Below are 25,255 nucleotides of genomic sequence, written 5' to 3'. Positions count from 1 at the left end.
ATATCACCCATCTTCTCCTGATTATAGGGAATCGTAAGTTTAGGTCTGCCCAGACCCATCCTTAACTAACTGACATTGGGAGTGAACAGTAACGACAATTCATCCGCTTAAAAGACCTCCAATGCAGCTGTGGCATCTGCCAAATCTGCTTTAGAGGTCTTTGATTTAAATTCTACCAACTCTGGAAGAAAACATTGTTCCCGACATTCACGCCGCCTTTGCTGGTGGCTCCTGCATAGAGGAAAAAGTAGCAGTCCGCTACGGAAGCCAGTTTCGCCCCTGCGAGGGCATCTTCTGCCACCTGGCAGGATAAATTGCTCGGCCCTCTTGACAGGACTGCATCGAGGCTGCCTAAAGTAACCGGTTCGAACTGGTTAGATGCATATACGACTTCTGCAATTGTATTCGGAAAGCGGGAATCATTTACACGGTTCATAATCACGGTTGCGACGGCAAGGAGTGAATTGTAATCCTGATACGCCTCACATTCTATAATCGCGGCAAGCAGCTTCTCTTCTTCTGCCGATACTTTCATGGCCGTTCCCCGCACGATTCTTCCGTCCGTACTCATTACCACATTAGATGACGTATTCTGGATCTGTACCTTTAAAGCCTCCAGATCTGTGGATGTCTCTTTCGCCTTTGCTTCAAGATCCTTCTGACGCTTATCCAGCCGGGTCTTTAAATCCCCCAGTGCATTTTTCTGTGCCTTCAGTGTCTTTTCTTTCGCAGCAATATCGTCACTGATCGCCGTCAGTTTGTCCAGCATCTCTCTGTCATAGTCACTGACATTCTGCACAAATTCTGCCTTATTCAGGAAGTCTGCCATATTATCCGCAGAGAAAAGTAATTCCAAGAGTGTGGCATCTCCGGTCTCATACATATACTTTATCCGTGCCTTCATATCTTCATACTGTTTGTTCTCATCTTCCTGTGCGGCACGCAGAGAATCTTCTGTACGAAGAATTTCCGCTGACATCATCTCTGTCTGCATCTGCGTGTCAGCAATCTCTTCGCTGATAGAAGCCAGTTCTTTGTTGATTCCATCCAGTTCTGTCTGGAGGCTGGAGGCCTTCTCCTGAACAGATGAAAACTCTTTCGCCTGTCCTAAAGCAGGCGGACACAACATTGCAATCGTACAAATAAGGGCAATTCCTGCATTTAATTTTTGTCTTGGGTATAATTTCATACTATAGAGATTCCTTTCTGAAAAGTCGTCTGTTTTTGTATTATACTACAAGATGCCCTCTAAAGCAAATCTGTTTTTAAAACTGTTTTTTCTCCATAATCCTGAGTGATATAAAATATGATACCACGCAGGCTGCAATACAGATGGCAGCTACTGTGAATGCGAGCCCCCGGGCACCCATATTTGTGATGATGTTTGAGATATCATCTATATTGATTCCCATTGACTTCATCACGTATGAGGCAGCAAAACATAGTATAAAGATACCCCCAACGACTCCAATCATGGCTGCCCTTCCCTTATCTGCGCCGAACTTCAACTGGACCGGAATGGTAAGGGCCAGAAAGACAGCCGGCAGACACAACATAATAGCCGCCGTTATAATCCATTCTGTCTGATTTGTCCCAGGCTGCCTGAGCGCCGTATATACAGCTGCTATCACGGTCGATGCAAACCATGCACCCAGAGCTGTCAGTATGCCAAATACATATTTTTCTATGACATACAGTTTTCTGGTTATCGGTAATGTAAATAAAAAGGCATTGCTATTATCGAATTCGTCATAACTGATCGTGCTAAGCGTAAACATTGAGAATAGAAAAGTGGAATAGCTGACCATGATCATGGGATTCTTTTGTGTAATCATTAACATCATACCCACCACACAAATTATGAGAAAGAAATTCATCTGGTTTTTTAACAGCTTCAAATCTTTTATTAATAATCCTTTCATTTACTTTCCCCCCTTATCATCATTGTGATTACCTCATCGATATTACCTTTTTCTACCGCAATTCCCGGATAGTTTTCTATATAATACTGTTTCTGGTTTGTCAGGCAGCTGTATCCAAAATTTTCCCTTTTTCTTTTTAGGATGTAACGTTTGTCTAATTTGCCGTACTGTGCTTCTGTAACCTTCAGTAAACCATAATCACCAAGAAGCCGGTCCGTATCCTCATGCATAATAATACTGCCGTCATGGATCATGTAAAGGTCATCACACAGCCCTTCCAGATCGCTTGAAATATGGGAACTGATTAGTATTGAGCGGTTGCCGTCTTCCATATATTCCCTCATCATATCCAGCAGCTCATCTCTTGCGATGACATCGAGTCCCGCTGTCGGTTCGTCCAGAATAAGGAGCTTCGCATCGTGCGACATGGCAACAAGTACCTTTAGTTTCGCCTTCATGCCTGTTGAAAAATCCTTAATTTTCTTGTCCATCGGCAGGCTGAACTTCCTGCATCTCTTTTGGAAATCTGCTTTCTGAAAGGATGTATACATACTGGATAAAATCGGTATGATATCATGAACCGTAAGATATCCGCTGAATCCGGAACCCGACAGGACAACACCTATGTTTTCCCTGTCTTCTTTTGATAGTTCTTTTACATCTTTCCCGAAAACTTCAATCCTTCCCCCGTCAATACTGATCAGGCCAAGGACAGCCTTAAATGTAGTACTCTTCCCGGCCCCGTTCTGCCCGATCAGCCCGGTCACACAGCCATCCTGCAGTTCGAGGGAACATTTTAAATCAAATTGTTCATAATGTTTTTCTACGTTTTCTAATTTTAGTATCATTACTAATCCTCCAAAATGATTTGAAATAATTCTGTAATCTCCTGATTGCTCATACCACAGCTTCTGCCCTTCCTGATGGCCATCTCAAGGTCGGCTTCCACTTCCTTCTTCTTCTCTTCCAGCATAAACTCCTGATTGGCACAGGCTACGAAACTGCCTTTGCCGTGCACGGTTACGATGAATCCCTCCTGCTCCAGTGCATCATATGCTTTCTTAACGGTCAGTGCACTGACCCTCAGATCTTTAGCCAATGTACGGACAGACGGGAGCATCGTGTCTTCCGACAGTTCACCCTCCATAATCTTCGTCCTGATCTGGATACCAATCTGTTCATAAATGGGCTGCATGGAAGAATTATTGATAATTAACTTCATAGCAATCCTCCTTTGTTCATAAACAGTATATAACAGTATAGAACTGTTGTCAACTGTTATATACTGTTTATTTATTATTTTTTTAAAAATCAAAAACCGCAGGAGAGAATGGTATCATATCATTCTCTCCTGCGGTTATAACTGGTTCAATATGGATTATGAAACATTTATTTTCTGTTATTCCAACAGCTTCCCTGCCTTATTCCTGATCCGCTGCAGCGCATTATCAATTGCTTTCGGGCTTTTTCCGAGCAGTTCTGCAATTGTCTTATAATCCGTCCCTAAAAGATGCAGATACAGGACATGGTTCTCCAGTGCACTCAGATTCTGCTTCAATTCATCAACAAAAGCTTCCGTAAATTCTTTTCCGAAATACAGCGCCTCCGGATTGTTTTCTATCTCAGGCTCTATCGTATCGATCAGCGGCAGTTTTTTTTCTTCATCCGTACTTTCCCCCTCCTCATAGAGGGAGACATAAGAATTCAGAGGAATATGCTTTTTTCTTTTCGACGCCTCTATGGCTGTGTACATCTGTCTGGATACGCACAGCTCTGCAAAGCTTGCGAAGGATGACCTCTGGGAAATATCGTAGTCGCGCACGGCTTTAATAAGACCAATCATTCCTTCCTGAATGAGATCTTCGTTCTCCCCTCCGATCAGGTACATTGCCCTTGCCTTTTTACGCACCATTGACTTATATTTCATCATGATATAATCCATGATTTCTGATTCACCGTTATTAAATTCTGCAATCAGCTGCTCGTCCGGTATTGCATCGTACTTGCTCATCAGCGTTTCCCCTACTTCATCCTCTGGCGGACAATCTCGTATGCCATCACACCTGCGGCTACAGATGCATTCAGAGAATCTATTTCTCCCTTCATAGGAATACTTGCTACAAAATCACACTTTTCTTTCACAAGACGTCCGACACCCTCGCCTTCATTTCCGATCACAAGGCCGATCGGCCCTGTCAGGTTCAGCCGGTACATGGACTCGCCGCCCATATCCGCACATACAAACCAGAGACCTCTCTCCTTGAGCTCTTCCATCGTCTTTGCAAGGTTTGTCACTTTGGCAACCGGTGTGTAGTTAAGGGCACCTGCCGAAGTCTTTGCAACCGTCGCCGTGAGGCCGGAAGCCCTGCGCTTCGGTATGATAACCCCATGCGCCCCCGCCAGATTTGCTGTCCGGATGATTGCCCCCAGATTATGAGGGTCTTCAATATTGTCCAGCAGGATAAAAAAAGGATCTTCACCCTTTTCCTCTGCCTTTTTAAACATGTCATCAATCTCCGCATATTCGTAGGCTGCCGCATAGGCTATCACGCCTTGGTGTTTGCCGGTTTCACTAAGCTGTGAAAGTCTGTCTTTTCCAACAAAGTTTAAAATAGTATCATGCTTTTTTGCTTCCCTGACAATTGTTCTGACCGGACCGTCCTGACAGCCGTCCAGGATGAAAACCTTATCAATCGGTTTTCCGGAGCGGAATGCCTCCAGTACTGCATTTCTTCCTTCTATTACCAGAGTATGCTCTGTATTTTCCTGTTCATTTTTTATATTTTCCTGCATCTTATTCTCCATTTTCTATTTTTGTTCAAAATACGCTTCATCCAGACTGTCAAGCCCGGCTTTTACAAGCTCCAGCAGCCTTTTGTATTCCTTTTTCATGTAGAGATAGCCAAGGAGCGCCTCGAACCCGGTTGCCCTTCTGTAGTCCGTGATGGACTGGTTTTTCGCGGGTGACACGGACTTCGCATTTCTCCCCCGCCTGTAAACCGCGTGTTCCTCTTCCGTGAGCAGTTCCTGCATCGAACGCATCATCAGCGACTGTGTGGATGCCTGTACAAACCTGCTTGTCTCTTCATGCAGTTTATGCACCTGCTTGTTTCCTCTGTTGATGATCATGGTCTTGATAACCAGATCGTAGACACAGTCTCCGATAAACGCCAGAACAAGAGGTGAATAGCTTGTAATATCCACCTCTTGTAAATCCAGCGTTTTTTCTATATAATTGTGAAACTCAAATTTTACGCTTTCTTCCATTTTACTCCTTCTCGTGTATCTTCCAGAATAATTCCTTTTGCAAGCAGTTCATCCCTGATCTCATCTGCTCTTGCAAAATTCTTTGCCTTTCTTGCCGCCTGACGCTCTTCGATCAATGCCTCAATGTCCTCCGCCAGCAGTTCTTCCTCTTTCTCCACAATGATTCCGAGCACATCTGTCAGCTTCAGGATCAGGTCCAGTATCCCCTGCAAATATGCTTTAGAACTGTCTTCATTTGCCGTTGTGTTGGAATATTTCACCAAATCAAAGATGGATGCTATCGCATCGGCTGTATTGAAGTCATCGTCCATCGCACGTTCGAAGGAATCTACATACTCTGAAGTCTTTGCAAATGCTTGTTTCTCAGCCTCTGTCATCTTCTCTGCCTTTGCATTTCCAATGAGGAATTTGAGATTATCTGCTGCTGTTATGATGCGGTCAAGCCCGGTCTTTGCAGCGGCCATCAGGTCTGCACTGAAGTTCAGCGGTGTCCTGTAATGTGCTCCCAGCATAAAGAACCGAAGTACCTGCAGGTCATATTTTTCACTGATTTCCCTGACTGTGAAGAAGTTGCCAAGAGATTTGGACATCTTCTTATTGTCTATGTTCAGGAATGCGTTGTGCATCCAGTATTTTGCAAAATCTTTTCCATTGGCTGCCTCACTCTGGGCGATCTCATTCTCATGGTGGGGGAACACAAGGTCTTCTCCTCCTGCATGAATATCGATCTGTTCACCCAGATATTTTTTAGACATCTCAGAACATTCGATGTGCCATCCGGGACGTCCCTCGCTCCACGGTGACTCCCATGCCGGTTCACCTTCTTTTTTCGGTTTCCAGAGTACGAAATCCAGTGAGTCTTCCTTTTCATCCTGTCCTGACACTAAGAGAGAACGTCCGCCTGACTGGAGGTCATCCAGATTCTTATGTGACAGCTTGCCGTAGCCCTCAAACTTCCTTGTACGGAAATATACCGTACCATTTTTTTCATATGCATAACCCTTGTCAATGAGTGTCTGTATCATATCAACCATACCACAGATTTCCTCTGTTGCAAGCGGATTCTTCGTCGCGGGCTTCACGTTCATGCCTTCCATATCCTTTTTACACTCCGCAATATAGCGCTTGGAAATCTCGTCTGCCGTCACGCCCTCTTCAATTGCTTTTTTGATGATCTTGTCGTCCACATCCGTGAAGTTGGAAACGAAGTTCACATCATACCCTTTATACTCAAAGTATCTTCTGACCGTATCAAATACGATCATCGGCCTTGCATTCCCGATGTGGATGAAGTTATACACAGTGGGGCCGCACACGTACATCCTGACCCTGCCTTCTTCCAAAGGCACAAATTCTTCTTTTTTCTTTGACATTGTATTATAAATTTTCATCGTTCTTCTCCTCTTTCTTTTCCTCTTTTATCTCACAATCCTGCTGTATCATACACCTCATATGCTTCTCCATCTCTTTGAGCTGGCTGTACAGGCGGATATTATCATTCTGAAGCTCTCTGATGTCATTTAGTACCGGGTCAGGCAGGTGAACCTGATCCATATCAATCCGCGGCACCTTCTGGTCTCCCATCTTCACAACACGTCCCGGCACACCGACAACCGTACAGTTCGGCGGAACCTCCTCAAGCACAACAGAGCCTGCTCCGATCTTCGAATTCTCCCCGATGGTAAAGGACCCAAGTATCTTCGCCCCCGCACTTACCATGACATTATCCTTCAGCGTCGGGTGTCTCTTTCCCTGTTCCTTGCCTGTACCGCCGAGTGTTACCCCCTGATAGAGAGTAACATTATCCCCGATAATCGTAGTCTCCCCGATGATCACACCGCTTCCGTGGTCAATAAAGAGCCCTTTCCCTATCTCCGCCCCCGGATGAATCTCAATCCCTGTCTTGCGTGCCGCCCTCTGGGATATCCAGCGGGCAAGGAAATAGTGCCCCTTCAGATACAGCTTATGGGCCACTCTGTATCTAAGTATAACTTTAAAACTGGGGTAAAGCAAGACCTCCATATTAGATTTAATGGCAGGGTCACGTTCCCGTATTACCTGAATCTCATTCTTTATATAAGATATCATTCCCATATCATATTCCTCCATTCCCTGGAATGTTTGACTTTCACGGCAAGTTGCCCACAGAAACAAAAAGACCCCGTCTCTGCATTAGAGACGAAGTCATATCCGCGGTTCCACTCTATTAAAAGAATCTCTTCTTTCACTCAGCGCATGTAACGTATGCCTTACGTATCCTGCTACTTGGAAATTCCTTTTGCAGAATCAGCTCCCGGATGCACTTCACAAATCCTTCCCCTGAGACTGCTTACAGCCGGTGACAGCCTCTCTCTGAAAGTTCCGAATCAGTTACTCTTTCCGTTCATTGCCTTTGCTTCAGTATTGATATAGATATATATTATTCAAAAATTTCCAATTTGTCAACATAATTCGAAGTCTGAAAAGTCTGAAAACGGTCCGCAAAGGGGTCAGACCCCTTTGCGGACCGTTTTCAGACTTTTCAGACTATTTCATTCAGGAATGTTTGCTTTAATGCCTGTATCTTGTTTAATTCATTCCCCAGCTGTCCGGGAATTATGACGCCTTCTTCTCCCCTGATTTCATCCACGGTCTTGTAGCCGAACAGAAAGCTTGTCAAAGCACTGATTGTCAGGACTCCTTCGGAATCTTCTGTCTCACTCACCTGTACATCCCGGCTGTCCTGTCCCCCTGTCAGCTTCCAGACCCTGCTGTTTTTTGTAATGATTGAATCCAGCACTGCAAAGGAGCAGGAAAGTCTTTCACCTTCTTTCACCTTCACCGCAGATAAGAATGTCTCCAGATGCAGGATCCTGACCATGATAATAGGCACTTTTCTGACATGCTCCCCGTTACGGCATGCATATATCTTTACCGGCACGTCCCTGCCTGAGCGCAGGTCACGGACTGCTTTCTGAAACTGTGCTTCGTATTCATCCAGATACAGAGGTTCTCTGATTTCCACGACATTCTCTTCACTTGCATAGGCGAACATTCCTTTGATGTCCTGCCCCTCCTTTATAAGCTTCACACCGCCGTTTTCACTCTGCTGTTCAAAGATCATGGTCTGGTAATATGTCTCATCCCTGACCGCACAAACCTGGTATTTCTCCGCAAAATACTGATTGAAGAATGCCGCCATATCTGCCGCATCACGCATTCCTGCATCCGTAAGCTCCAACTCTGCCGCACTGTCCGTCCCCATACTTTCGCACTGGTTCTGGGCATAGACAAACCGGAAGTCATATGGTGTATAGATTGCTTCTGCCGCGGGCATTAAGAAGGTAAACGGCTCTTTGCGTGCATACATGTCCTGCATGGCCTTTCTGAGCAGTTCTCCCATATACCCGCGTTTCCTGTAATTCTCTTCTGTCGCGACAGCAATGATATAATTACACGGAAACTGCCTGTCCTCTACCTGCAGCAGATAAGGGTTCAGCTGGAGCATGGAACGGACACCCCCGTCTTCCTCAATGACATAGATCTGGTTATCCCTCGTTTTTATGAAATAATAATAATCCAGAAATTCCCTGCTGTCCTCTGCAAATACCTTCTCCCACAGCGTCCTCGTCCTGCCGTGTTCATTGATCTCTAGCTTTCGTAACTGCATGCCCGCATTCCTCTCTTCTTACGTTACTTTCTGGCGCATCCATGACAGTTCTCACAGCCGCCCGGATTCGGTGTCATATCATAGCTTGCATAGTTCGTAATCTTCTCCAATGCACAGACCGCCTGTGAAGAAATCCCTTCCCCGCTTCCGGTGAATCCAAGCCCCTCCTCGGTCGTTGCTTTGATATTCACCTGATCCACGGAAATCTTAAGCGCCTTCGCTACATTTTCCCTCATAGTATCAATATAAGGGCGCATCTTCGGCCTTTGTGCAATAATCGTTGCATCAATATTTTCCACGATATAGTTCTGCTCATCGAGCAGTGCCGCTACATGCTCCAGAAGCCTGATGCTGGAGATTCCTTTATATTGGGGATCTGTATCCGGGAAATGCTTTCCAATATCCCCCAGCGCCGCCGCCCCTAAAAGAGCATCCATGACAGCATGTAATAGCACATCTGCATCAGAATGGCCCAAAAGACCTTTCTCATAGGGAATCGTCACGCCGCCCAAAATCAGCTCTCTATCCTCTACAAGCTTATGAACATCGTATCCCATTCCAACCCGCATGAATTATTCCTCCTCTTCCTCATTAGCGTCATCTTCTTCAGAGTCATCTTCCTCATTATCTTCTGCAGTTTCTTCCCCACTATTCTCAAAATCTTCATTCTCTTCTATGGCTTCTGGCTCTTCATTCCTGCCTGCCCATACTCTTCTTATTGCATAGATTGCATATCCGGCACCGGTAATCATAAATATAACCGCCATAATCAGGAAAAACACCATATTCTCCGGCCTGTCAGAGATAGCTGTCATCATACTTTTTACTCCCAGATAGGCGAGATATAGCCCTGCCACTATCCGCAGCACATCCCATGATTTTTGACTCATAATTCCATCCTCCATTTCATTTCTCATTCTCTGATTTTAGCATAAATTGTCTGCAATTGCCACCGGAATATCCGATTCCTATTCACAGCCTTCCTATCCACAGACACACCTGAAAAAGTTCTAAAAAAAGAAGCCTGTAATTAACAGACTTCTTTTCCAATAGCGGAAACTGGATTTGAACCAGCGACACCACGGGTATGAACCGTGTGCTCTAGCCAACTGAGCTATTCCGCCATATATAATTTTAAAAAAGTATATGGGACCTATAGGGCTCGAACCTATGACCCTCTGCTTGTAAGGCAGATGCTCTCCCAGCTGAGCTAAGATCCCATATTCTACTGCGTCTTACGTATCTCTCATCCGTAACCCGCTTTGCTATTATACTATTATCTTTCACCAAATGTCAACATCTTTTTATAAATTTTTTCCAAATTTTTTAATTTTTGTAACAGAGTTAAGTATGGTTACATACGTTTAATACCTTCATGTGCCAATTCCATACTTTCAATCGGAATTTCATTACTTGAATTATCTAAATCTTCTGATGTATATTTGACTGGCCATGCGTTCATAATTTCCCACTCTGCAGCAACTCTATTTAAGTCATCACGCAGCTGGATTTTTATTGTTTTTCTTTCACATGCCCTGTCTCCTGCGCTTTGCAACCAGATGATGAATTCAGCAGATGTCACAAATCCCCATTTCAAAGTGACATTTCCATATTTTACATGTCCTGACTGTTTATAAACAGTATTGACACTGGATGTGCCTTCACGATACTCAATAGGATCGGTGGTAATATCTGTTGTACTGATTTCAGAAAATCCGCCGACTTCTTTTGAATCAATTAAAACAATATAGCAAAATTTTTTTAATGAATATATAGATGCCATTTTCTATTCTCTCCTTTTCGAACCTGCTTTTCTTCAAATTTCAAAACATTAATGTTTGGAATGCTGCCTTCCTATTATTTCTTGTGTTTGTGGGCGGTAATAATCGTATAGCTGTACGCATTTACTGTTATCAAACAGTCTTCTGCGTTTATGTACCAGTTCTTTCCGTTCCTTGTAATCACCGCATCTGAAGAATTGATTTTGTTCCTGCACCACTCTACAACATGATCTGTGTCTAAAGACAAATTCCTCTTTATCCGCAGCACTCCGAGTTCTGTAGTATGCAGCCTGTCTAAATTTTTCAGTAATTCAACTCCCATGTCTATTTTCACCTTTTACTGTTCAATTGTGCCATGTAATATTATATCATTCTTATCCTATTACGTCATTTCTTTTCTGCAAGGATACAAAAAGAAGCCCGTAAACACAGGCCTCTTCACAGATAGCGGAAACTGGATTTGAACCAGCGACACCACGGGTATGAACCGTGTGCTCTAGCCAACTGAGCTATTCCGCCATATTTTATTCGCAGCTGCGCATGTCCCATCCGCAACTCGCTTTGTTATTATACTATCATGCCAGGAGAATTGTCAAGCTTTTTCTAATTTTTTCTACAATTCAAACAAAGATAAAATCCTACCGGAACCAACAGCCGGATTTATGAATGATAGACCGGGAAAAATTCAGGCCTGCGCCACTCTTTTCCCCAGTCTATTTTCGTGGATGTCAGGCAAAAAACTTGCCTTTACATCCGATTATTTAAAATAATTAACTCCGGACTCAAAGATCTTGAGATCCTGCTCTCCGTATATGTTGATTGCCACAGAATCATCACGTCTCTCGGAGTGTGCCATCTTGCCAAGCACACGTCCGTCAGGACTTGTAATACCCTCTATCGCACAGTAGGAACCATTTACATTCCATTCCTCATCCATACTGATCACACCGTCAGGATCGCAGTACTGTGTTGCAACCTGTCCGTTTGCGAATAATTTATCTAGCCATTCCTGACTTGCAACAAATCTTCCTTCTCCGTGGGAAGCCGGGTTCGTATATACGCCGCCGAGCTGTGCCCCCTGAAGCCAGGGTGATTTATTTGTAACAACTTTTGTATAAACCATCTTGGAGATATGTCGTCCAATGGTGTTGTAGGTCAGTGTCGGTGAATCCTCTGTCTGTCCGGCGATCTGTCCGTAAGGAACAAGTCCGAGTTTAATCAGGGCCTGGAAGCCATTGCAGACACCGAGTGCCAGTCCGTCCCTCTCATTGAGGAGCTTTTCCACAGCTTCTTTGATCTTCGCATTCTGGAATGCCGTGGCAAAGAATTTCGCGGAACCGTCCGGTTCGTCACCTGCGCTGAATCCGCCCGGGAACATAATCATCTGTGCCTGGGAGATCGCCTTTTCAAATTCATTTACAGAATCCCGGATGTCAGCGGCATCCATGTTCTTGAATACCTTTGTAATAACCTTTGCGCCTGCCCGCTCGAAAGCCTTTTTGCTGTCGTATTCACAGTTCGTTCCCGGGAATACCGGGATAAATACGGTCGGCTGTGCGATCTTATGGCTGCAGATGTGGATATCCTTTGTATCATACAGCTTCTCTTCCAGAGCCTCATCACTGTCCGCGGAAGATTTTGTAGCAAATACTTTCTCCAGTGTCTCTGTCCATGCTTTTTCCGCCTCATCCAGAGTGATTGCAGTATTGCCATAGCTAAATGTCTTATCGTCTGTCACTTCACCGATCACGGTATAGGTAATTCCAAGCTCAGAAACTTTCTCTGCCGGTACTTCTGCGATCAGGTCGCCAAATGCCGGGGCAAACAGCTCCCTTTCGTCTATGTTATGCTCGATCTTAACACCAAATGCATTACCGAATGCCATCTTGCTGACCGCTGCAATCACGCCGTGGCGGTCAAGGGCATAAGCAGATATAATATTACCGCTGTGGATATCGGCCGTAAACTTACTGTACTGATCCATCAGCTGGCTGTATACAGGAAGGTCATATTCATCCTTCTCGATTCTCATCCATACAATCTTGCTGCCGGCTTTCTTGAATTCCGGTGTAATGATATCTTTTTCAGTTGCCATATCTACAGCAAAGGAAACCAGTGTCGGCGGCACATCGATATCCTGGAATGTTCCTGACATACTGTCTTTTCCGCCGATTGACGGCAGTCCAAAACCGAGCTGTGCATTGTACGCACCCAGCAGTGCTGCAAACGGCTGGCTCCATCTCTTTGGATCTTCTGTCATCCTGCGGAAGTATTCCTGGAATGTAAACCGGATCTTTTTGTAATCCCCGCCTGATGCCACGATCTTGGCAACAGACTCAACAACTGCATAGATCGCACCGTGGTACGGACTCCAGCTGGACAGATACGGGTCAAAACCAAAGCTCATCATGGAAACACTGTCTGTCTTTCCATTTTGAACCGGCACCTTTGCAACCATCGTCTGTGTCTCTGTCATCTGGTATTTTCCGCCGTGAGGCATGAATACAGAAGCGGCACCTATGGAACCATCAAACATTTCCACAAGCCCTTTCTGTGAGCATACGTTCAGGTCCTCCAGGACATTCAGCCATTTCTCTCTGACATAACCGACTTCATTTTTCACGAAAAGGCTTCCTTCCTTCGCTGGGATTTCCACTTCAACGGAAGTCTCCTGATGGGCACCATTTGTATCCAGAAATGCACGTGAAATATTCACGATCTCATTTCCCCTCCATGTCAGTACGAGTCTCGGAGATTCCGTCACTACTGCAACTTCAACTGCTTCCAGATTTTCTTCTTTTGCAAATGCAAGGAATTCTTCTACATCGCCCGGGTCAACCACAACTGCCATTCTCTCCTGAGATTCAGAAATGGCAATCTCTGTTCCGTCCAGCCCGGCATATTTCTTCGGTACCTTGTCCAGATCCACGCGAAGCCCGTCAGCCAGCTCACCGATCGCTACAGAAACACCGCCCGCGCCAAAGTCATTACACTTTTTAATCAGCTTACTTACTTCTTCTCTCCTGAAGAGACGCTGAATCTTACGTTCTGTCGGCGGATTTCCCTTCTGGACCTCTGCGCCGCATGTCTCGATGGATTCTTCTGTATGAACCTTGGAAGACCCTGTTGCACCGCCGCAGCCGTCACGTCCTGTACGTCCGCCTAATAAAATAATGATATCGCCCGGATCAGAAGTTTCCCTGATCACGGCGCGTCTCGGTGCTGCGCCTAAGACTGCACCGATCTCCATACGTTTTGCAACATAATCCGGGTGGTAGATCTCCTTAACCGCACCCGTAGCCAGTCCGATCTGGTTTCCATAAGAGCTGTATCCTTTGGCTGCGCCCCTGACCAGCTTTTTCTGTGGCAGCTTTCCTTTTAATGTCTCTGTCACAGGTACCGTAGGATCTGCCGCCCCTGTCACACGCATTGCCTGGTATACATAAGTACGTCCTGACAGCGGGTCGCGGATTGCCCCTCCAAGACAGGTAGCCGCACCACCGAAAGGTTCGATCTCAGTCGGGTGGTTATGTGTCTCATTCTTAAAATTAATAAGCCACTCCTCTTCCACTCCGTCAACCTTGACCGGTACAACAATACTGCATGCATTGATCTCGTCAGACTCTTCCTGATCCTGAAGCTTTCCTTCTTTTTTCAGCTTGCGCATCGCCATCAGCGCCAGATCCATCAGGCAGACGAACTTGTCTTCTCTTCCTGCAAAAATCTCACTGTGGTCTTTCAGGTACTGTCTGTATGTATCTACGATCGGTTCTTTGTAGTCGCCTTCACCGAAGGTGACATCTTTAAGCTCCGTCGAGAATGTCGTATGGCGGCAGTGATCTGACCAATAAGTATCCAGAACACGGATTTCTGTCATCGTAGGGTCTCTGTGCTCTTCACCCTGATAGTAATTCTGAATATGAAGGAAATCCCTGAATGTCATTGCCAGTCCCAGGGAATCGTATAATTCTTTAAGTTCTGCTTCCGGCATAACCTGAAATCCGTCAAATACCTTTACGTCTTCAGGTTCTTCAAAAACAGTCACGAGTGTTTCCGGTTTTCCGAGACCTGTCTCTCTGGAATCGACCGGATTGATGCAGTGGTTCTTAACCGCCGCAAATTCATCGTCCGTTACTGTGCCTTCAACAACATATGTTGTAGCAGTCCTGATGACAGGCTTTTCATCTTCCCTGATAAACTGGACGCACTGCTCTGCTGAATCCGCTCTCTGGTCAAACTGTCCCGGAAGGTATTCTACAGAAAACACACGGCTTCCTTCCTTCATTGGAAATGTCTCGTGATACAGGACATCTACCGGCGGTTCCGCAAAAACACCGTTGCACGCCTTATCAAAAGTCTCGTCTGTTATATTCTCCACATCATAGCGGATCAGGACACGCACGGCGCTCACTGTTTCAATCCCCAGGTAATGCTTGATCTCATGACGCAGTTCCTTTGCCTGAACGGCAAACTCCGGCTTTTTCTCCACATATACACGTTTTACATTACTCATATAGAATCTCCTTTGCATTTTATCACTATATTTTATATATTATCATACTTCTTCTGATAAGTACAATTAATATACTTAAACTTATTCATTAGTTTTCCTAATCTTTGTTTTTCGTCTCCAGACAGCGCTTCCTGCCAGCAGAATGAGAAGGGACGCAATAAACAGTATCCCAATTCTTATAACCATATCAGAAAAAAGTCCCTCCGGCAGCATCCTGATCATATAATCCTCTGCCGGGTCAAACATCCACAGGTCGTTGGAAAAGAAAATCTCATGGAACTTAGTGAATGCCGCATCAAAATCCCTCGAGAACAGAAATGCCAGCGCTGCCGTCGCGATGCCGGACACACCCACCGCAATCTGGAATGCCCTCGGGAGGACATACTTCCATCCGCCCTTCATAAGGATGAGCGCCGCCAGACAGACCAGCAGTACGATTACAACCCCCGTCCTAAGGTGAAGCCCGCCGATAAACAACCCCTGTACATCCTCCATGTGCAGTCTGTCCTGTTCGTTAAAAAAGTCCTGCTTTTTACCTTCTACAGTCGTAACCACCTCCAACGTCTCTCTGTCGCCCCTTAAATAAGCCATCATTTCCTGAGTAACATACATCACGTCTTCCATCTCCATGTCAAGATCGGAAAGAACATCATACTTTTTATACTCTTTTTCATAGAAACCAAAATCCATGTACATCGCCGCCTGGAAACTGGAAATCAGCAGAATGAGAATCACTGCAAAAGATAAAACAACCCCCAGCAGCCATTCTGCCTTTTTCGTCTTCTTTTCTTCGTTCATCATGCCCACACTTTCATTCAATATCGTTTAATTCTTATATTTTATCATAAATCACATTGTAATTCACCACAATTTGGCTTATAATACTAACAATACTTATTAGGAGGTCTAATAATGGATATCAACTATGAACTGTATAAGGTCTTTTTTCATGTAGCATCTACCTTAAGCTTCTCAGAAGCGTCCAAACAGCTTTTTATATCACAGTCCGCTGTCAGCCAGTCAATCAAGACACTGGAGCGCAAGCTGGACCAGACATTATTTATCCGGAGCACAAAAAAGGTTCAGCTGACCCCCGAAGGCGAAATACTGCTCCGCCATATAGAGCCGGCCATGCATCTGATCCAGCGGGGTGAAGCCCAGCTTCTGGATGCCGCATCAACGGGGGGACAGATCCGCATCGGCGCCAGCGACACCATATGCCGCTATTTTCTTGTGCCGTACCTCGAAAAGTTTCACAAGGAATTTCCAAGTGCACACATCAAAGTGATTAACCAGACCTCTATCAAGTGCGTGGAACTACTGGAAACCGGACAGGTCGATCTGGTCGTGGTCAACTATCCGAACAATTATTTAAGCAATGTATCTTCTATAAAAAAGATCACTAAATTCAGGGATGTCTTTATCGCCAACAGCGCTTTTGAAGACCTGAGGGGAAAAAAGCTGACTTACCAGCAGCTTTCCCATTATCCGATCCTCATGCTTGACCGACACAGCACTACCAGTGAATTCCTCCACAGGCTTTTCCAGCAGCACCAGCTTGACCTTGTGCCCGAGATTGAACTGACGAGCAATGACCTGTTGATCGATCTGGCCCGCATCGGACTGGGGATTGCATTTATACCGGATTACTGTATCAGACATGCAGAAGACGACCTGTTTGTCGTAGAAACAAAAGAAGAACTGCCCGGGCGCGAACTCGTAATCGCTTACAATGAACAGATGCCCCTGTCGAAAGCGGCGCGGGAATTCCTGAATTACTTTTAATAGTACCACCCATCCCTTTGTGCCGTCCAGAAATGAGGATATTACATGTTTAGAATTGGTGAATTTTCAAAGTTAACACAAGTATCTGTCCGTATGCTGCGATATTATGATGAAACCGGTCTGTTGAAACCAGAAGCAGTTGACTCATGGACCGGATACCGTATGTATTCCGCAGAACAAATCCCCCGGCTGAACAAAATCATTTATTTGCGTGACAGCGGTTTTAACGTCTCTGAAATAATAGCCGCTCTTAATAGTGAAAATGATTCTTTCATTATAGAGCAGCTTGACAGGAAATATAAAGAAATCAAATTCAATATACAGGCAGAGCAAGAAAAGTTAATGAAAATTGAACTTGCTAAAAAAGAATTATTAAGCGGGAAAAATGAAATACATTACAATGTTACTATAAAAGCTATTCCTGATTATTATGTTCTTTCATTAAGAAAAGTCATCCCCAGCTATTATGCCGAGGGTGAATTATGGCAGGAATTATCTGAATATGCAGAACAGCATAATATAGTGCATTCAAATGATACGTTTTCCATCTACCACGATGCAGACTACAAAGAAGAAAATGTGGATGTAGAACTATGCGCAGTGGTAAACAAAGCCGGGCCGGAGGAACCGCCTTTCCAGTTCCGGCACACAGATCCTGTCCCTGTCATGGCCTGTACGATGGTTTACGGTGATTTTTCAAATATTGCGTCTGCTTATCTTACATTTGCAGAATGGCTGCAGAATAACAGCCAGTATAAAATGAAAGAAGGAAGCAGGCAAATCGTACACCGCGGTCCGTGGAATGAGGAGGACCCTCAAAAATACTTAACTGAAATCCAAATACCCTTGCAAAAAACAGCGAAAACGTCTTGTAGATAAATTTACAGGACGTTTTTTCTTGACTCTCACATGATGTCAGGGTCTATCGTCTGCTTATAGAAAAGGAGGATATAAAACATGTCAACTCATAAAGTAAATTCGATAGGAACTATCTGCAGCAGCAAAGAAGGAACTTTTATCCGGCTGGACCCTGAATTTGTCCCCGCATTAAAGGCTCTGGATGGATTCAGCCATATCAATGTTCTTTGGTGGTTCAGTGATTTCGACAAGGAAGAGTTCAGGTCGGTGCTGGAAACAGAACAGCCTTATAAAAATGCTCCTCAAAAAATGGGGATTTTTGCTACCAGGTCACCGATCCGTCCAAACCCGATAGCCTTGACAGCCGTAGAAGTCATTGATATAGATTATCAAAAAGGCGCTATTCAGATTGCTTATATTGATGCAAACAATAATACCCCTGTTCTGGACCTGAAACCCTATACACCCAGCCTTGATAAGGTAAAAAATTGCAGTGTACCGTCATGGTGCAGTCACTGGCCTGAAAGTTTAGAGGAATCTGCTAATTTTGCATGGGAAGATGAATTCAACTTTTATTAACTTAAAATAAATGCTTAAAGCAAATTAGCACTCACCTCTTGACAGTGCTAATAACATATGCTATATTACATGTAGAACAAGAATAACAGATTTATTTTAGGAGGTATGGCATATGTTATTATCAAACAGAAGTTTTTTAAATGACTTTTTTAAGGATCCCTTTTTTGAAAGATCTTTCGATAACTCTACTACTCAGATTATGAAGACTGATATTCATGAGAAAGACAACAATTATCTTGTAGAGATGGAGCTTCCGGGATACGGCAAAGAAGACATCAAGGCCGATTTAAAAGACGGCTATCTTACGATTACAGCATCCCACGAGGAGACTCAGGAAGAGAAAGACCAGAAGGGCAACTGCATCCGCAAGGAGCGTTATACAGGATCCTGCAACCGCAGATTCTATGTAGGTGACCAGCTCAGACAGGAAGACATCAAGGCGTCCTTCAAAGACGGAATTCTCAGCTTATGTATACCAAAAGAGGTACCAAAGGCAATTGAAGAACAGCCGAAATATATCACAATCGAATAAGGAATCTCCACAGATTTCCATGAAACTTAAAGCAGGGAAGCCGCCACATCATGAATCATTTATGACGCGGCGGCCCCCCTGCTTATATGGCATACTTAACTTCGTCTGGCCTTCGCTGCCAGATTTTCCTCTGCCCTTTCCCAATCATTTTTTTGTGTGCTGTACATTTTCCTGTACAGAACGATATTGATAATCCCTGTAACACAGGCGCCCGCAAATCCGATCCACCTGATCCATTCAGGCAGGCTGTAATGAAAAAGCCGCTGTACATTTTCCCCCGTAGGGATCAGGCCAAGAAATATGAAACAAGTCATAATGACTTCTGACCTTCTAAGTGCTTCCTGATAATTTCTGCATCTGTCTATCTTCATAAATACTGCTCCTTTCTGTATCGAAAGGCATTCCCGCGTATCGAGCAGGGAAATATCCAGTGTATCATATGTCTGGTCGTGCGCCAGAAACATCCTGCACATTTCTTCTAATTCACCCAGCTGTTCCACTTCTTTTTCAATCTCAGATATTCTGCTTTGTACCACAGTATTAAGAGCAGTATCCCGGTTCTGGACCGCTTTAATCTCCGCGACAGAAATACCCAGCAGGCGGAGCACTTTTATTTTTTTCAGACATATGACATCTTCCTCTGAATAGTCCCGGTAATTATTCTCTGCATTTCTCATTGGGGTAACCAACCCCTGCTCTTCATAATAGCGGATGTTAGCCTTTCGGATTCCCACTTCTTTTTCTACTTCTTTGATGTTCATGGCCTCCTCCTTTACTAACATTTAAAACTATCAAGCGGCTTGAATGTCAATACTTTACCAGAAGAAACATCAATTTTTGATTTTCTCCCAGAATTTTTCCATATGGGCATTCAAATTCTCCAGTCTGCATGTCTGGTACCCTTCCCACTCCCTTGGAAAAATTTCTCTGTACTGCCTTCCCATGAAGCGCTCATCAAGCAGGACGATGACCCCCTGGTCTTCCTCTGTACGGATCACTCTTCCTGCCGACTGCAGTACCTTGTTCATCCCTGGATACAGATAGGCATAATCGAATCCCCTCATATCCCTGCTGTCAAAGTATTGTCTCAGAATCTCACGGTCATTGCACACCTGCGGCAGCCCGGTCCCAATGATAACCGCCCCGATCAGCCTGTCCTCCGTAAGATCGATTCCCTCAGAAAAAATCCCACCCATAACACAAAAACCGGCCAGACTGGTCGTCCTCTCCTCCTCAAAAGTCTCCAGAAAAACCTCCCTCGCAGATTCATCCATAAACTGTGACTGGAGAATACATTCTATATCTGTCCTTCCCTGTATTTCGTTCTGGAAACACTCATATACATCCGCCATAAACCGGTATGACGGAAAGAAGATCAAATAGTTGCCCCTTTTTGCTTCCACCACCTTCAGAATGTATTGTGCGAACTTATCATACATAGACGCCGAACGCATCGTATATTTTGTGCTGACGTCCGTTCCGAGCAGCAGCAGACGGTTTTCTTTTGGGAATGTGGATTCTGCATAGATCGCATAATCGTCCTTCTCCACACTGAGCAGCTTCTTATAATAATGAATCGGGAGAAGCGTTGCCGAGAAAAAGACCGTACTGTTCCCCTGTTCGAGATAAGTCTGAAGATTAACGGCTGGATTGACACAGAGTAATTTTAGTTTAAACCGCCCGTCCCTCTCCAGTTCCGTATATATCACATAATTTTCATCCATAATATCATGAATGTTCAGAAAATCCCGTACTTGAAAATAAAAGTCAAGTGTCTGCTCCCTCTTCTCCTCATTCTGTACGATCTCCAGATACTCCTCGAGTGCTGACATGATATTCATCAGTTTAACAGCAATATGTGATACGCTGTCCAGCACTTGGTAATTCTCGCATTCGCGCTTCAGCATAAGGAGCTGCTTATTACATTCCTCCAGACGTTTTGCAAGGCCCGGATCTTCAGACTTTACCAGCTTCTTCATTTCCAGTACTTCCTCTTTATAGAGAACGGCGCTGTACATCTCGCGGCCCCTCTCCACCAGATTATGCGCCTCATCAATCAGGAAAAGATATTCTCCTTTGTTCCCCTCCGAAAAGAAGCGTTTTAAATGTGCATTCGGGTCAAAGACGTAATTATAGTCACAGATAATGGCATCGGCCCATAATGATACGTCCAGTGCCATCTCAAACGGGCAGACCTTGTGTTTCTCCGCCTGCCGTTCCAGTTCTTCCCTGCTCATTTCATCCGAATTGACAATCATATCAAATACTGCATCGTTTACTCTGTCATAGTGTCCCTTGGCATATGGACAGTTATCCGGGTTGCATACCGCTTCCTCGCAAAAACAAATCTTCTCTTTTGCGGTCAGTGTAATCACTTTAAAACTCAGATCCTGCTTTTTCAGTGTCTGGAAAGCCTGTTCGGCGACGGTCCTTGTAATTGTCTTTGCCGTCAGGTAAAAAATACGTTCTCCCAGCCCCTCTCCGACCGCCTTCACGGCCGGAAATACGGTTGCCATCGTCTTTCCAACACCTGTCGGTGCCTGTATGAACAGCTTTTTCTTTCTGAGTATCGTACGGTAGACCGATGTTACGAGATTTCGCTGTCCTTCCCTATATTCAAATGGAAATTCCACATCCCTGATAGACGCATTCCTCTTCGCTTTCCACTCAATCTGGAACTTTGCCCATTTCTCATATCTCCGGACCAGTTCCTGAAACCATTCTTCCAAGTCTGTAAATAGAAATTCCTGCTTAAACTGCTTTAATTCCTCCGTCTCCATATGGCAGTAAGTCATCTGGACGCTGATCCTCTCCAGATTCTCCTGCTTCGCATATATGTATGCGTAACACTTCGCCTGGGCCAGATGTACATTCGAGGGTGCCTCTATATGGGCCAGTTCCTTCAACACCCCTTTGATCTCATCAATGGTGGTCCCCGCTTCCTCTTCTATGATTCCGTCAGCCCTGCCTTCTACCTGAAGTACAAACCCTTCACATGCAGTCTGAATCTTTAAAGAAACCTCTGCACGATAATTAGAACCCATACGCCGCTGTATCTTGCGATGGATTCTACTTCCCTGCAGCATGGCATCCTTTTCTATGCCGCCAGATATTCTGTTATCTATGTCCCCTTCCCGCAGAATAAACTCCACGAGATTCCGGACAGATATTTTAATCAATTCTTTTTCATCCATGTTTCCTATTGTATCACAAACCTTACTCTCATGGAAGACTAGATCACCACTACTAGATCACCACGGTAAACTGGATATAGTTCTCTCCCCCGATTTCCTCCTGGCCGACCATGATCTCCCCGCCTGCCTTCTCAGCTATCATCTTTGCACGGTAAAGCCCGAGTCCACGCTCTCCTTTTCTTTTACTCTTTGTCGAATAGCCGTTCTCGAAGAAATGCCCGATTGTCTCAAAAGATACCTTCTCATGCTGATTCAAAATCTGGAAAAAAAGGTGGTCCTGTCTGGAGTCCAGTAACATCCTCACTTTTCCGCCCTCACTGCTGCATGCTTCATATGCATTATCGACCAGAACGCCTACGATTTCAATCAGTCTGTGCTCAGAAACTCTGGATATAATCTCTTTGCTGCGGACTTCAATCTGTGTGTCTATGTTTTCATTTGAGCTCACGATCTTACTATACAAGAAACCAGCCAGCACTTTATCACTGATCCTGAGCAGAGGCAGATACTGGTTGCCGCCGTCCCTGCATATCTGTTTTATATACTCGGACTGTTCCTTTACAAGCTCGTCATATGTCCCCACGGTCAGATGCATGTTCAGAATGGCATTCAGGTGATTATCAAATTCGTGCTGTTTCGCGCGGATTTCTTTTACCAGTTCTTCCAATGGCTGTATATACAGCTGGTACATCATCAGTTCTTTTGTCTGCTCCTTTATGATGTCATTGTTTAGCTTCCAGTCGATCGTTCCCCAGATGATCACGACAAGGAACAATATGAATACAATGATCATCTTCAGGTCCAAAGTCCTGCTCACTTTTAAATCAATAACCAGATATACTGCTATGGCCAGTGACAGGAAACAAAACACACGGTATAATATCTTCCTTTTCCCTTTATTCATTCAACAGCCTCCTGACCTCCGCCTTATAGGTAACCCCTATATCGATCTCATCGGGGTACTTCTCTACCTGTATCATCTGATTTACCAGATCATAGTATTTTACATACTTCTTGTTGACAACAAACATTCTGTGACACTGGACAAAATCCTGCCCCTGAAGCTTTTCCAGCAGCTGGCGGATGGAAAGATACGGGACGTCCATCTGCTCATTTTTCAAATAAATGCACACTCCCCGCGGGATTGCCTTACAAAAAATTATGTCTTCACATAGGATCTTATAATTAATTCCATCCTTTTTTACAATCACAAACGGCTTTTCGGCAGGGCGGGCATGTGTGAGCACCCTTTTTACAATCCGCTGTACTTCTTCCTCCTCGTAGGGTTTCAGAATATACTGGTAACAGTGAATCCGGCGGTATGCTTCGATTTCCAGAGACGCAACCGAGGTCAGCATCACTATAGGCGTCAATTCATACTTCATAATATCCCGCACCTCACCGGCAAACGTAAGGCCTGAGGCATCACTGCTGTCTTTGCTGTCCAGATTTACATCAAGCAGAAATAAGTCATAGGAACCACCGCCCGTAAGCAGATTCCTTGCTTCCCCCAGGTCTGCAGCTTCATCCGCCTTAATTTCAGCACCAATTCTGCCGATCATGGATACCAGTGCTTTCCTGCTTGGTCCATCATCCTCTAATATAAGTATTCTTGCCATATCCCTACTCCCTGTCCTCTGTAAAGAGTACGCCCCGGCTTGTTCTCTCCGGGGCGTATCTCAAAAAATATATCACTGCTGATCTTACTTTTCAGTCTCTTCAAACTTCGCGACTTCAGCGATTGTCTTAGTCAGTCCTGCGATTCCCTGCAGTTCTGAAGGAATAATAATCTTCGTCGCCTTGCCGTCTGCCGCCTTGGCAAATGCTTCCAGGCTCTTGATTGTCAGCACTGCATTATCTGCGCCAGCTGCCTTGATATATTCAATACCTTCTGCCGTAGCCTTCTGCACGGACCTGATCGCTTCGGCCTGGCCTTCTGCCTCTTTGATCCTCTTCTGCTTTTCGGCCTCTGCCTTAAGGATCGCCGCCTGTTTGGATGCCTCCGCTTCCAGAATAACGGATTCTTTCTCACCTTCGGCAACAAGAATCGTAGATTTCTTTTCACCCTCGGCCCTCAGAATGGATTCTCTTCGTTCACGTTCTGCCTTCATCTGTTTCTCCATCGCATCCTGAATTGCTTTCGGAGGCATGATATTCTTCAGTTCCACTCTGTTTACTTTAATTCCCCACGGGTCAGTCGCAATATCAAGAGACGTTCTCATCTGAGAGTTGATCGTCTCTCTGGATGTCAGTGTCTCATCCAGTTCCAGATCACCAATGATATTACGAAGTGTTGTTGCTGTCAGGTTCTCAATAGCCGCTATCGGACTCTCCACACCATATGCATACTGCTTCGGATCTGTAATCTGGAAGAATACAACCGTATCAATCTGCATGGTTACGTTATCCTTTGTAATAACAGCCTGCGGTTCAAAGTCCACTACCTGTTCCTTTAAAGATACCTTCTTTGCAACCCTGTCAAGGATCGGAATCTTAAAATGCAGCCCCACACTCCATGTCTCCTTATAGCCGCCGAGACGTTCCAGTATAAATGCATGTGCCTGCGGTACGATTCTGACATTCGCCACAATAATGATAAGTAAAATGACCAAAATAGCAATCCCAATCCAAAGTCCCATATTCTAATCCTCCTCATATTTCTTTACAATCAGCTTTACACCAGATATACTGACTACTTTTGCCAGTGTCCCCGGTTCGAGCACTTCGCCGTCCTTTTCTGCTCTCGCAGTCCATTCGAGGCCGTTAACAACCGCCGTACCCGTCTGGGCCAGATTATCTACCGTCTCCGTAATTCTCACTATTTTACCTATCACGCCCTCATAATTGGTTTTCTCATGATGGGCGTTTATGTATTTTACCGCGAAAGGACGGGTAAAAAACAATAGTAAAAATGAGACTGCGAAGAAAGCGCCTACCTGCCATATTAAATTCAATCCTGCAATATTTAAAAGTAACGCAGCCAGAGCGCCCCCGGCAAGCCAGACAGATGTCAGCCCGACTGTAATAATTTCGATAACCAGAAAAACAATCAACAGTCCAAGCCATACAAATGCTTCTTTCTCCATACGTCTCCCTTCTCTCAAATTTCGTATTTCATCCGGCTTATAACCTCCTCCTGATGATAGTTATATGTTAATCCAGCTAACCCTATTAT

General features: G+C 44.7%; 26 protein-coding genes, 3 tRNA genes and 1 other annotated feature. Of the genes, 4 read left to right on the top strand and 25 right to left on the bottom strand.

Annotated elements, in window-relative coordinates; translation table 11 throughout:
• Positions 1–172: 172 nt before the first annotated feature.
• The 19 genes from A8806_RS21410 to A8806_RS21320 form a co-directional block, all read right to left on the bottom strand.
• Complete coding sequence (locus A8806_RS21410; protein WP_109733207.1) at positions 173–1,189, bottom strand: cell wall hydrolase; 1,017 nt, start codon at positions 1,187–1,189, stop codon at positions 173–175.
• A gap of 76 nt (positions 1,190–1,265) precedes the next feature.
• Positions 1,266–1,922, bottom strand: a complete 657-nt coding sequence (locus A8806_RS21405; protein ID WP_109733206.1) for an ABC-2 transporter permease — start codon at positions 1,920–1,922, stop codon at positions 1,266–1,268.
• Positions 1,919–2,767, bottom strand: coding sequence for an ATP-binding cassette domain-containing protein (locus A8806_RS21400; RefSeq protein WP_109733218.1), 849 nt, complete (start codon positions 2,765–2,767; stop codon positions 1,919–1,921). The genes A8806_RS21405 and A8806_RS21400 overlap by 4 nt, the downstream gene beginning before the upstream one ends.
• A 5-nt stretch (positions 2,768–2,772) precedes the next feature.
• On the bottom strand, positions 2,773–3,144 hold the full coding sequence (locus tag A8806_RS21395) for a GntR family transcriptional regulator (RefSeq protein WP_109733205.1): 372 nt from the start codon (positions 3,142–3,144) through the stop codon (positions 2,773–2,775).
• A 177-nt stretch (positions 3,145–3,321) separates the two neighbouring features.
• Positions 3,322–3,933 (bottom strand): sigma-70 family RNA polymerase sigma factor, encoded by a 612-nt coding sequence (locus tag A8806_RS21390; RefSeq protein ID WP_109733204.1) that lies wholly within the window; start codon positions 3,931–3,933, stop codon positions 3,322–3,324.
• Between the two features lie 11 nt (positions 3,934–3,944).
• The gene (rlmB, locus tag A8806_RS21385) at positions 3,945–4,727 is read right to left on the bottom strand and encodes a 23S rRNA (guanosine(2251)-2'-O)-methyltransferase RlmB (protein ID WP_416388176.1); all 783 of its coding nucleotides are present in this window, start codon (positions 4,725–4,727) and stop codon (positions 3,945–3,947) included.
• A 3-nt stretch (positions 4,728–4,730) separates the two neighbouring features.
• The gene (locus tag A8806_RS21380) at positions 4,731–5,189 is read right to left on the bottom strand and encodes a Mini-ribonuclease 3 (protein WP_109733202.1); all 459 of its coding nucleotides are present in this window, start codon (positions 5,187–5,189) and stop codon (positions 4,731–4,733) included.
• Entirely contained in the window at positions 5,174–6,580 is a 1,407-nt protein-coding gene (gene cysS, locus A8806_RS21375; protein ID WP_109733201.1) for a cysteine--tRNA ligase, read from the bottom strand. Before cysS ends, A8806_RS21380 begins: the two co-directional genes overlap by 16 nt.
• Positions 6,567–7,283, bottom strand: coding sequence for a serine O-acetyltransferase EpsC (gene epsC / locus A8806_RS21370; protein ID WP_109733200.1), 717 nt, complete (start codon positions 7,281–7,283; stop codon positions 6,567–6,569). The genes cysS and epsC overlap by 14 nt, the downstream gene beginning before the upstream one ends.
• Before the next feature lie 77 nt (positions 7,284–7,360).
• Positions 7,361–7,585: a binding site (T-box leader), on the bottom strand.
• A gap of 125 nt (positions 7,586–7,710) precedes the next feature.
• Positions 7,711–8,838: a GNAT family N-acetyltransferase gene (locus A8806_RS21365; RefSeq protein ID WP_109733199.1), complete on the bottom strand. Its 1,128-nt coding sequence runs from the start codon at positions 8,836–8,838 to the stop codon at positions 7,711–7,713.
• 23 nt (positions 8,839–8,861) lie between these two features.
• A complete protein-coding gene (gene ispF / locus A8806_RS21360; protein WP_109733198.1) occupies positions 8,862–9,407 on the bottom strand; it encodes a 2-C-methyl-D-erythritol 2,4-cyclodiphosphate synthase in 546 nt (181 codons plus the stop codon).
• Between the two features lie 3 nt (positions 9,408–9,410).
• Entirely contained in the window at positions 9,411–9,728 is a 318-nt protein-coding gene (locus tag A8806_RS21355; RefSeq protein WP_109733197.1) for a hypothetical protein, read from the bottom strand.
• A gap of 160 nt (positions 9,729–9,888) precedes the next feature.
• Positions 9,889–9,962, bottom strand: a tRNA-Met gene (locus A8806_RS21350).
• A 23-nt stretch (positions 9,963–9,985) separates the two neighbouring features.
• A tRNA-Val gene (locus A8806_RS21345) sits at positions 9,986–10,058 on the bottom strand.
• Positions 10,059–10,192: 134 nt separating this feature from the next.
• On the bottom strand, positions 10,193–10,621 hold the full coding sequence (locus A8806_RS21340) for a phage tail protein (RefSeq protein ID WP_109733196.1): 429 nt from the start codon (positions 10,619–10,621) through the stop codon (positions 10,193–10,195).
• 74 nt (positions 10,622–10,695) lie between these two features.
• Positions 10,696–10,941 carry a DUF3781 domain-containing protein gene (locus A8806_RS21335; RefSeq protein WP_109733195.1) on the bottom strand — a complete coding sequence of 82 codons (246 nt, stop codon included), beginning with the start codon at positions 10,939–10,941 and terminating at the stop codon, positions 10,696–10,698.
• A 123-nt stretch (positions 10,942–11,064) separates the two neighbouring features.
• A tRNA-Met gene (locus tag A8806_RS21330) sits at positions 11,065–11,138 on the bottom strand.
• A gap of 238 nt (positions 11,139–11,376) precedes the next feature.
• Entirely contained in the window at positions 11,377–15,132 is a 3,756-nt protein-coding gene (locus tag A8806_RS21325) for a phosphoribosylformylglycinamidine synthase (RefSeq protein WP_109733194.1), read from the bottom strand.
• Positions 15,133–15,213: 81 nt separating this feature from the next.
• On the bottom strand, positions 15,214–15,930 hold the full coding sequence (locus A8806_RS21320) for a TIGR01906 family membrane protein (RefSeq protein ID WP_109733217.1): 717 nt from the start codon (positions 15,928–15,930) through the stop codon (positions 15,214–15,216).
• A 114-nt stretch (positions 15,931–16,044) separates the two neighbouring features.
• Between A8806_RS21320 and A8806_RS21315 the strand changes: the two genes are divergently transcribed.
• The 4 genes from A8806_RS21315 to A8806_RS21300 all read left to right on the top strand — a co-directional run bounded on the left by A8806_RS21315 (position 16,045) and on the right by A8806_RS21300 (position 18,886).
• Entirely contained in the window at positions 16,045–16,917 is an 873-nt protein-coding gene (locus A8806_RS21315) for a LysR family transcriptional regulator (protein ID WP_109733193.1), read from the top strand.
• Positions 16,918–16,962: 45 nt separating this feature from the next.
• Positions 16,963–17,796 (top strand): MerR family transcriptional regulator, encoded by an 834-nt coding sequence (locus A8806_RS21310; RefSeq protein ID WP_109733192.1) that lies wholly within the window; start codon positions 16,963–16,965, stop codon positions 17,794–17,796.
• Positions 17,797–17,874: 78 nt separating this feature from the next.
• Positions 17,875–18,354, top strand: a complete 480-nt coding sequence (gene tsaA / locus A8806_RS21305) for a tRNA (N6-threonylcarbamoyladenosine(37)-N6)-methyltransferase TrmO (protein WP_109733191.1) — start codon at positions 17,875–17,877, stop codon at positions 18,352–18,354.
• A 112-nt stretch (positions 18,355–18,466) separates the two neighbouring features.
• Positions 18,467–18,886, top strand: a complete 420-nt coding sequence (locus tag A8806_RS21300; protein ID WP_109733190.1) for an Hsp20/alpha crystallin family protein — start codon at positions 18,467–18,469, stop codon at positions 18,884–18,886.
• 95 nt (positions 18,887–18,981) lie between these two features.
• Here the strand turns inward: A8806_RS21300 and A8806_RS21295 are convergent, their stop codons facing one another.
• From A8806_RS21295 to A8806_RS21270, 6 genes are all read right to left on the bottom strand, one after another.
• Positions 18,982–19,647 carry a MerR family transcriptional regulator gene (locus A8806_RS21295; protein ID WP_181368817.1) on the bottom strand — a complete coding sequence of 222 codons (666 nt, stop codon included), beginning with the start codon at positions 19,645–19,647 and terminating at the stop codon, positions 18,982–18,984.
• A gap of 69 nt (positions 19,648–19,716) precedes the next feature.
• Positions 19,717–22,080, bottom strand: a complete 2,364-nt coding sequence (locus A8806_RS21290; protein WP_109733188.1) for an ATP-dependent DNA helicase — start codon at positions 22,078–22,080, stop codon at positions 19,717–19,719.
• A 52-nt stretch (positions 22,081–22,132) separates the two neighbouring features.
• Positions 22,133–22,984: a sensor histidine kinase gene (locus A8806_RS21285; protein WP_109733187.1), complete on the bottom strand. Its 852-nt coding sequence runs from the start codon at positions 22,982–22,984 to the stop codon at positions 22,133–22,135.
• On the bottom strand, positions 22,977–23,699 hold the full coding sequence (locus A8806_RS21280) for a LytR/AlgR family response regulator transcription factor (RefSeq protein WP_109733186.1): 723 nt from the start codon (positions 23,697–23,699) through the stop codon (positions 22,977–22,979). Before A8806_RS21280 ends, A8806_RS21285 begins: the two co-directional genes overlap by 8 nt.
• An 84-nt stretch (positions 23,700–23,783) precedes the next feature.
• Positions 23,784–24,719 (bottom strand): SPFH domain-containing protein, encoded by a 936-nt coding sequence (locus A8806_RS21275; protein WP_109733185.1) that lies wholly within the window; start codon positions 24,717–24,719, stop codon positions 23,784–23,786.
• A 3-nt stretch (positions 24,720–24,722) separates the two neighbouring features.
• On the bottom strand, positions 24,723–25,166 hold the full coding sequence (locus A8806_RS21270; protein WP_109733184.1) for an NfeD family protein: 444 nt from the start codon (positions 25,164–25,166) through the stop codon (positions 24,723–24,725).
• Positions 25,167–25,255: the final 89 nt, after the last annotated feature.

Origin of the sequence: Faecalicatena orotica (assembly GCF_003149245.1) — a bacterium.
Classification (GTDB): domain Bacteria; phylum Bacillota; class Clostridia; order Lachnospirales; family Lachnospiraceae; genus Faecalicatena_A; species Faecalicatena_A orotica.
This window is presented reverse-complemented; position numbering and strand designations above follow the sequence as displayed.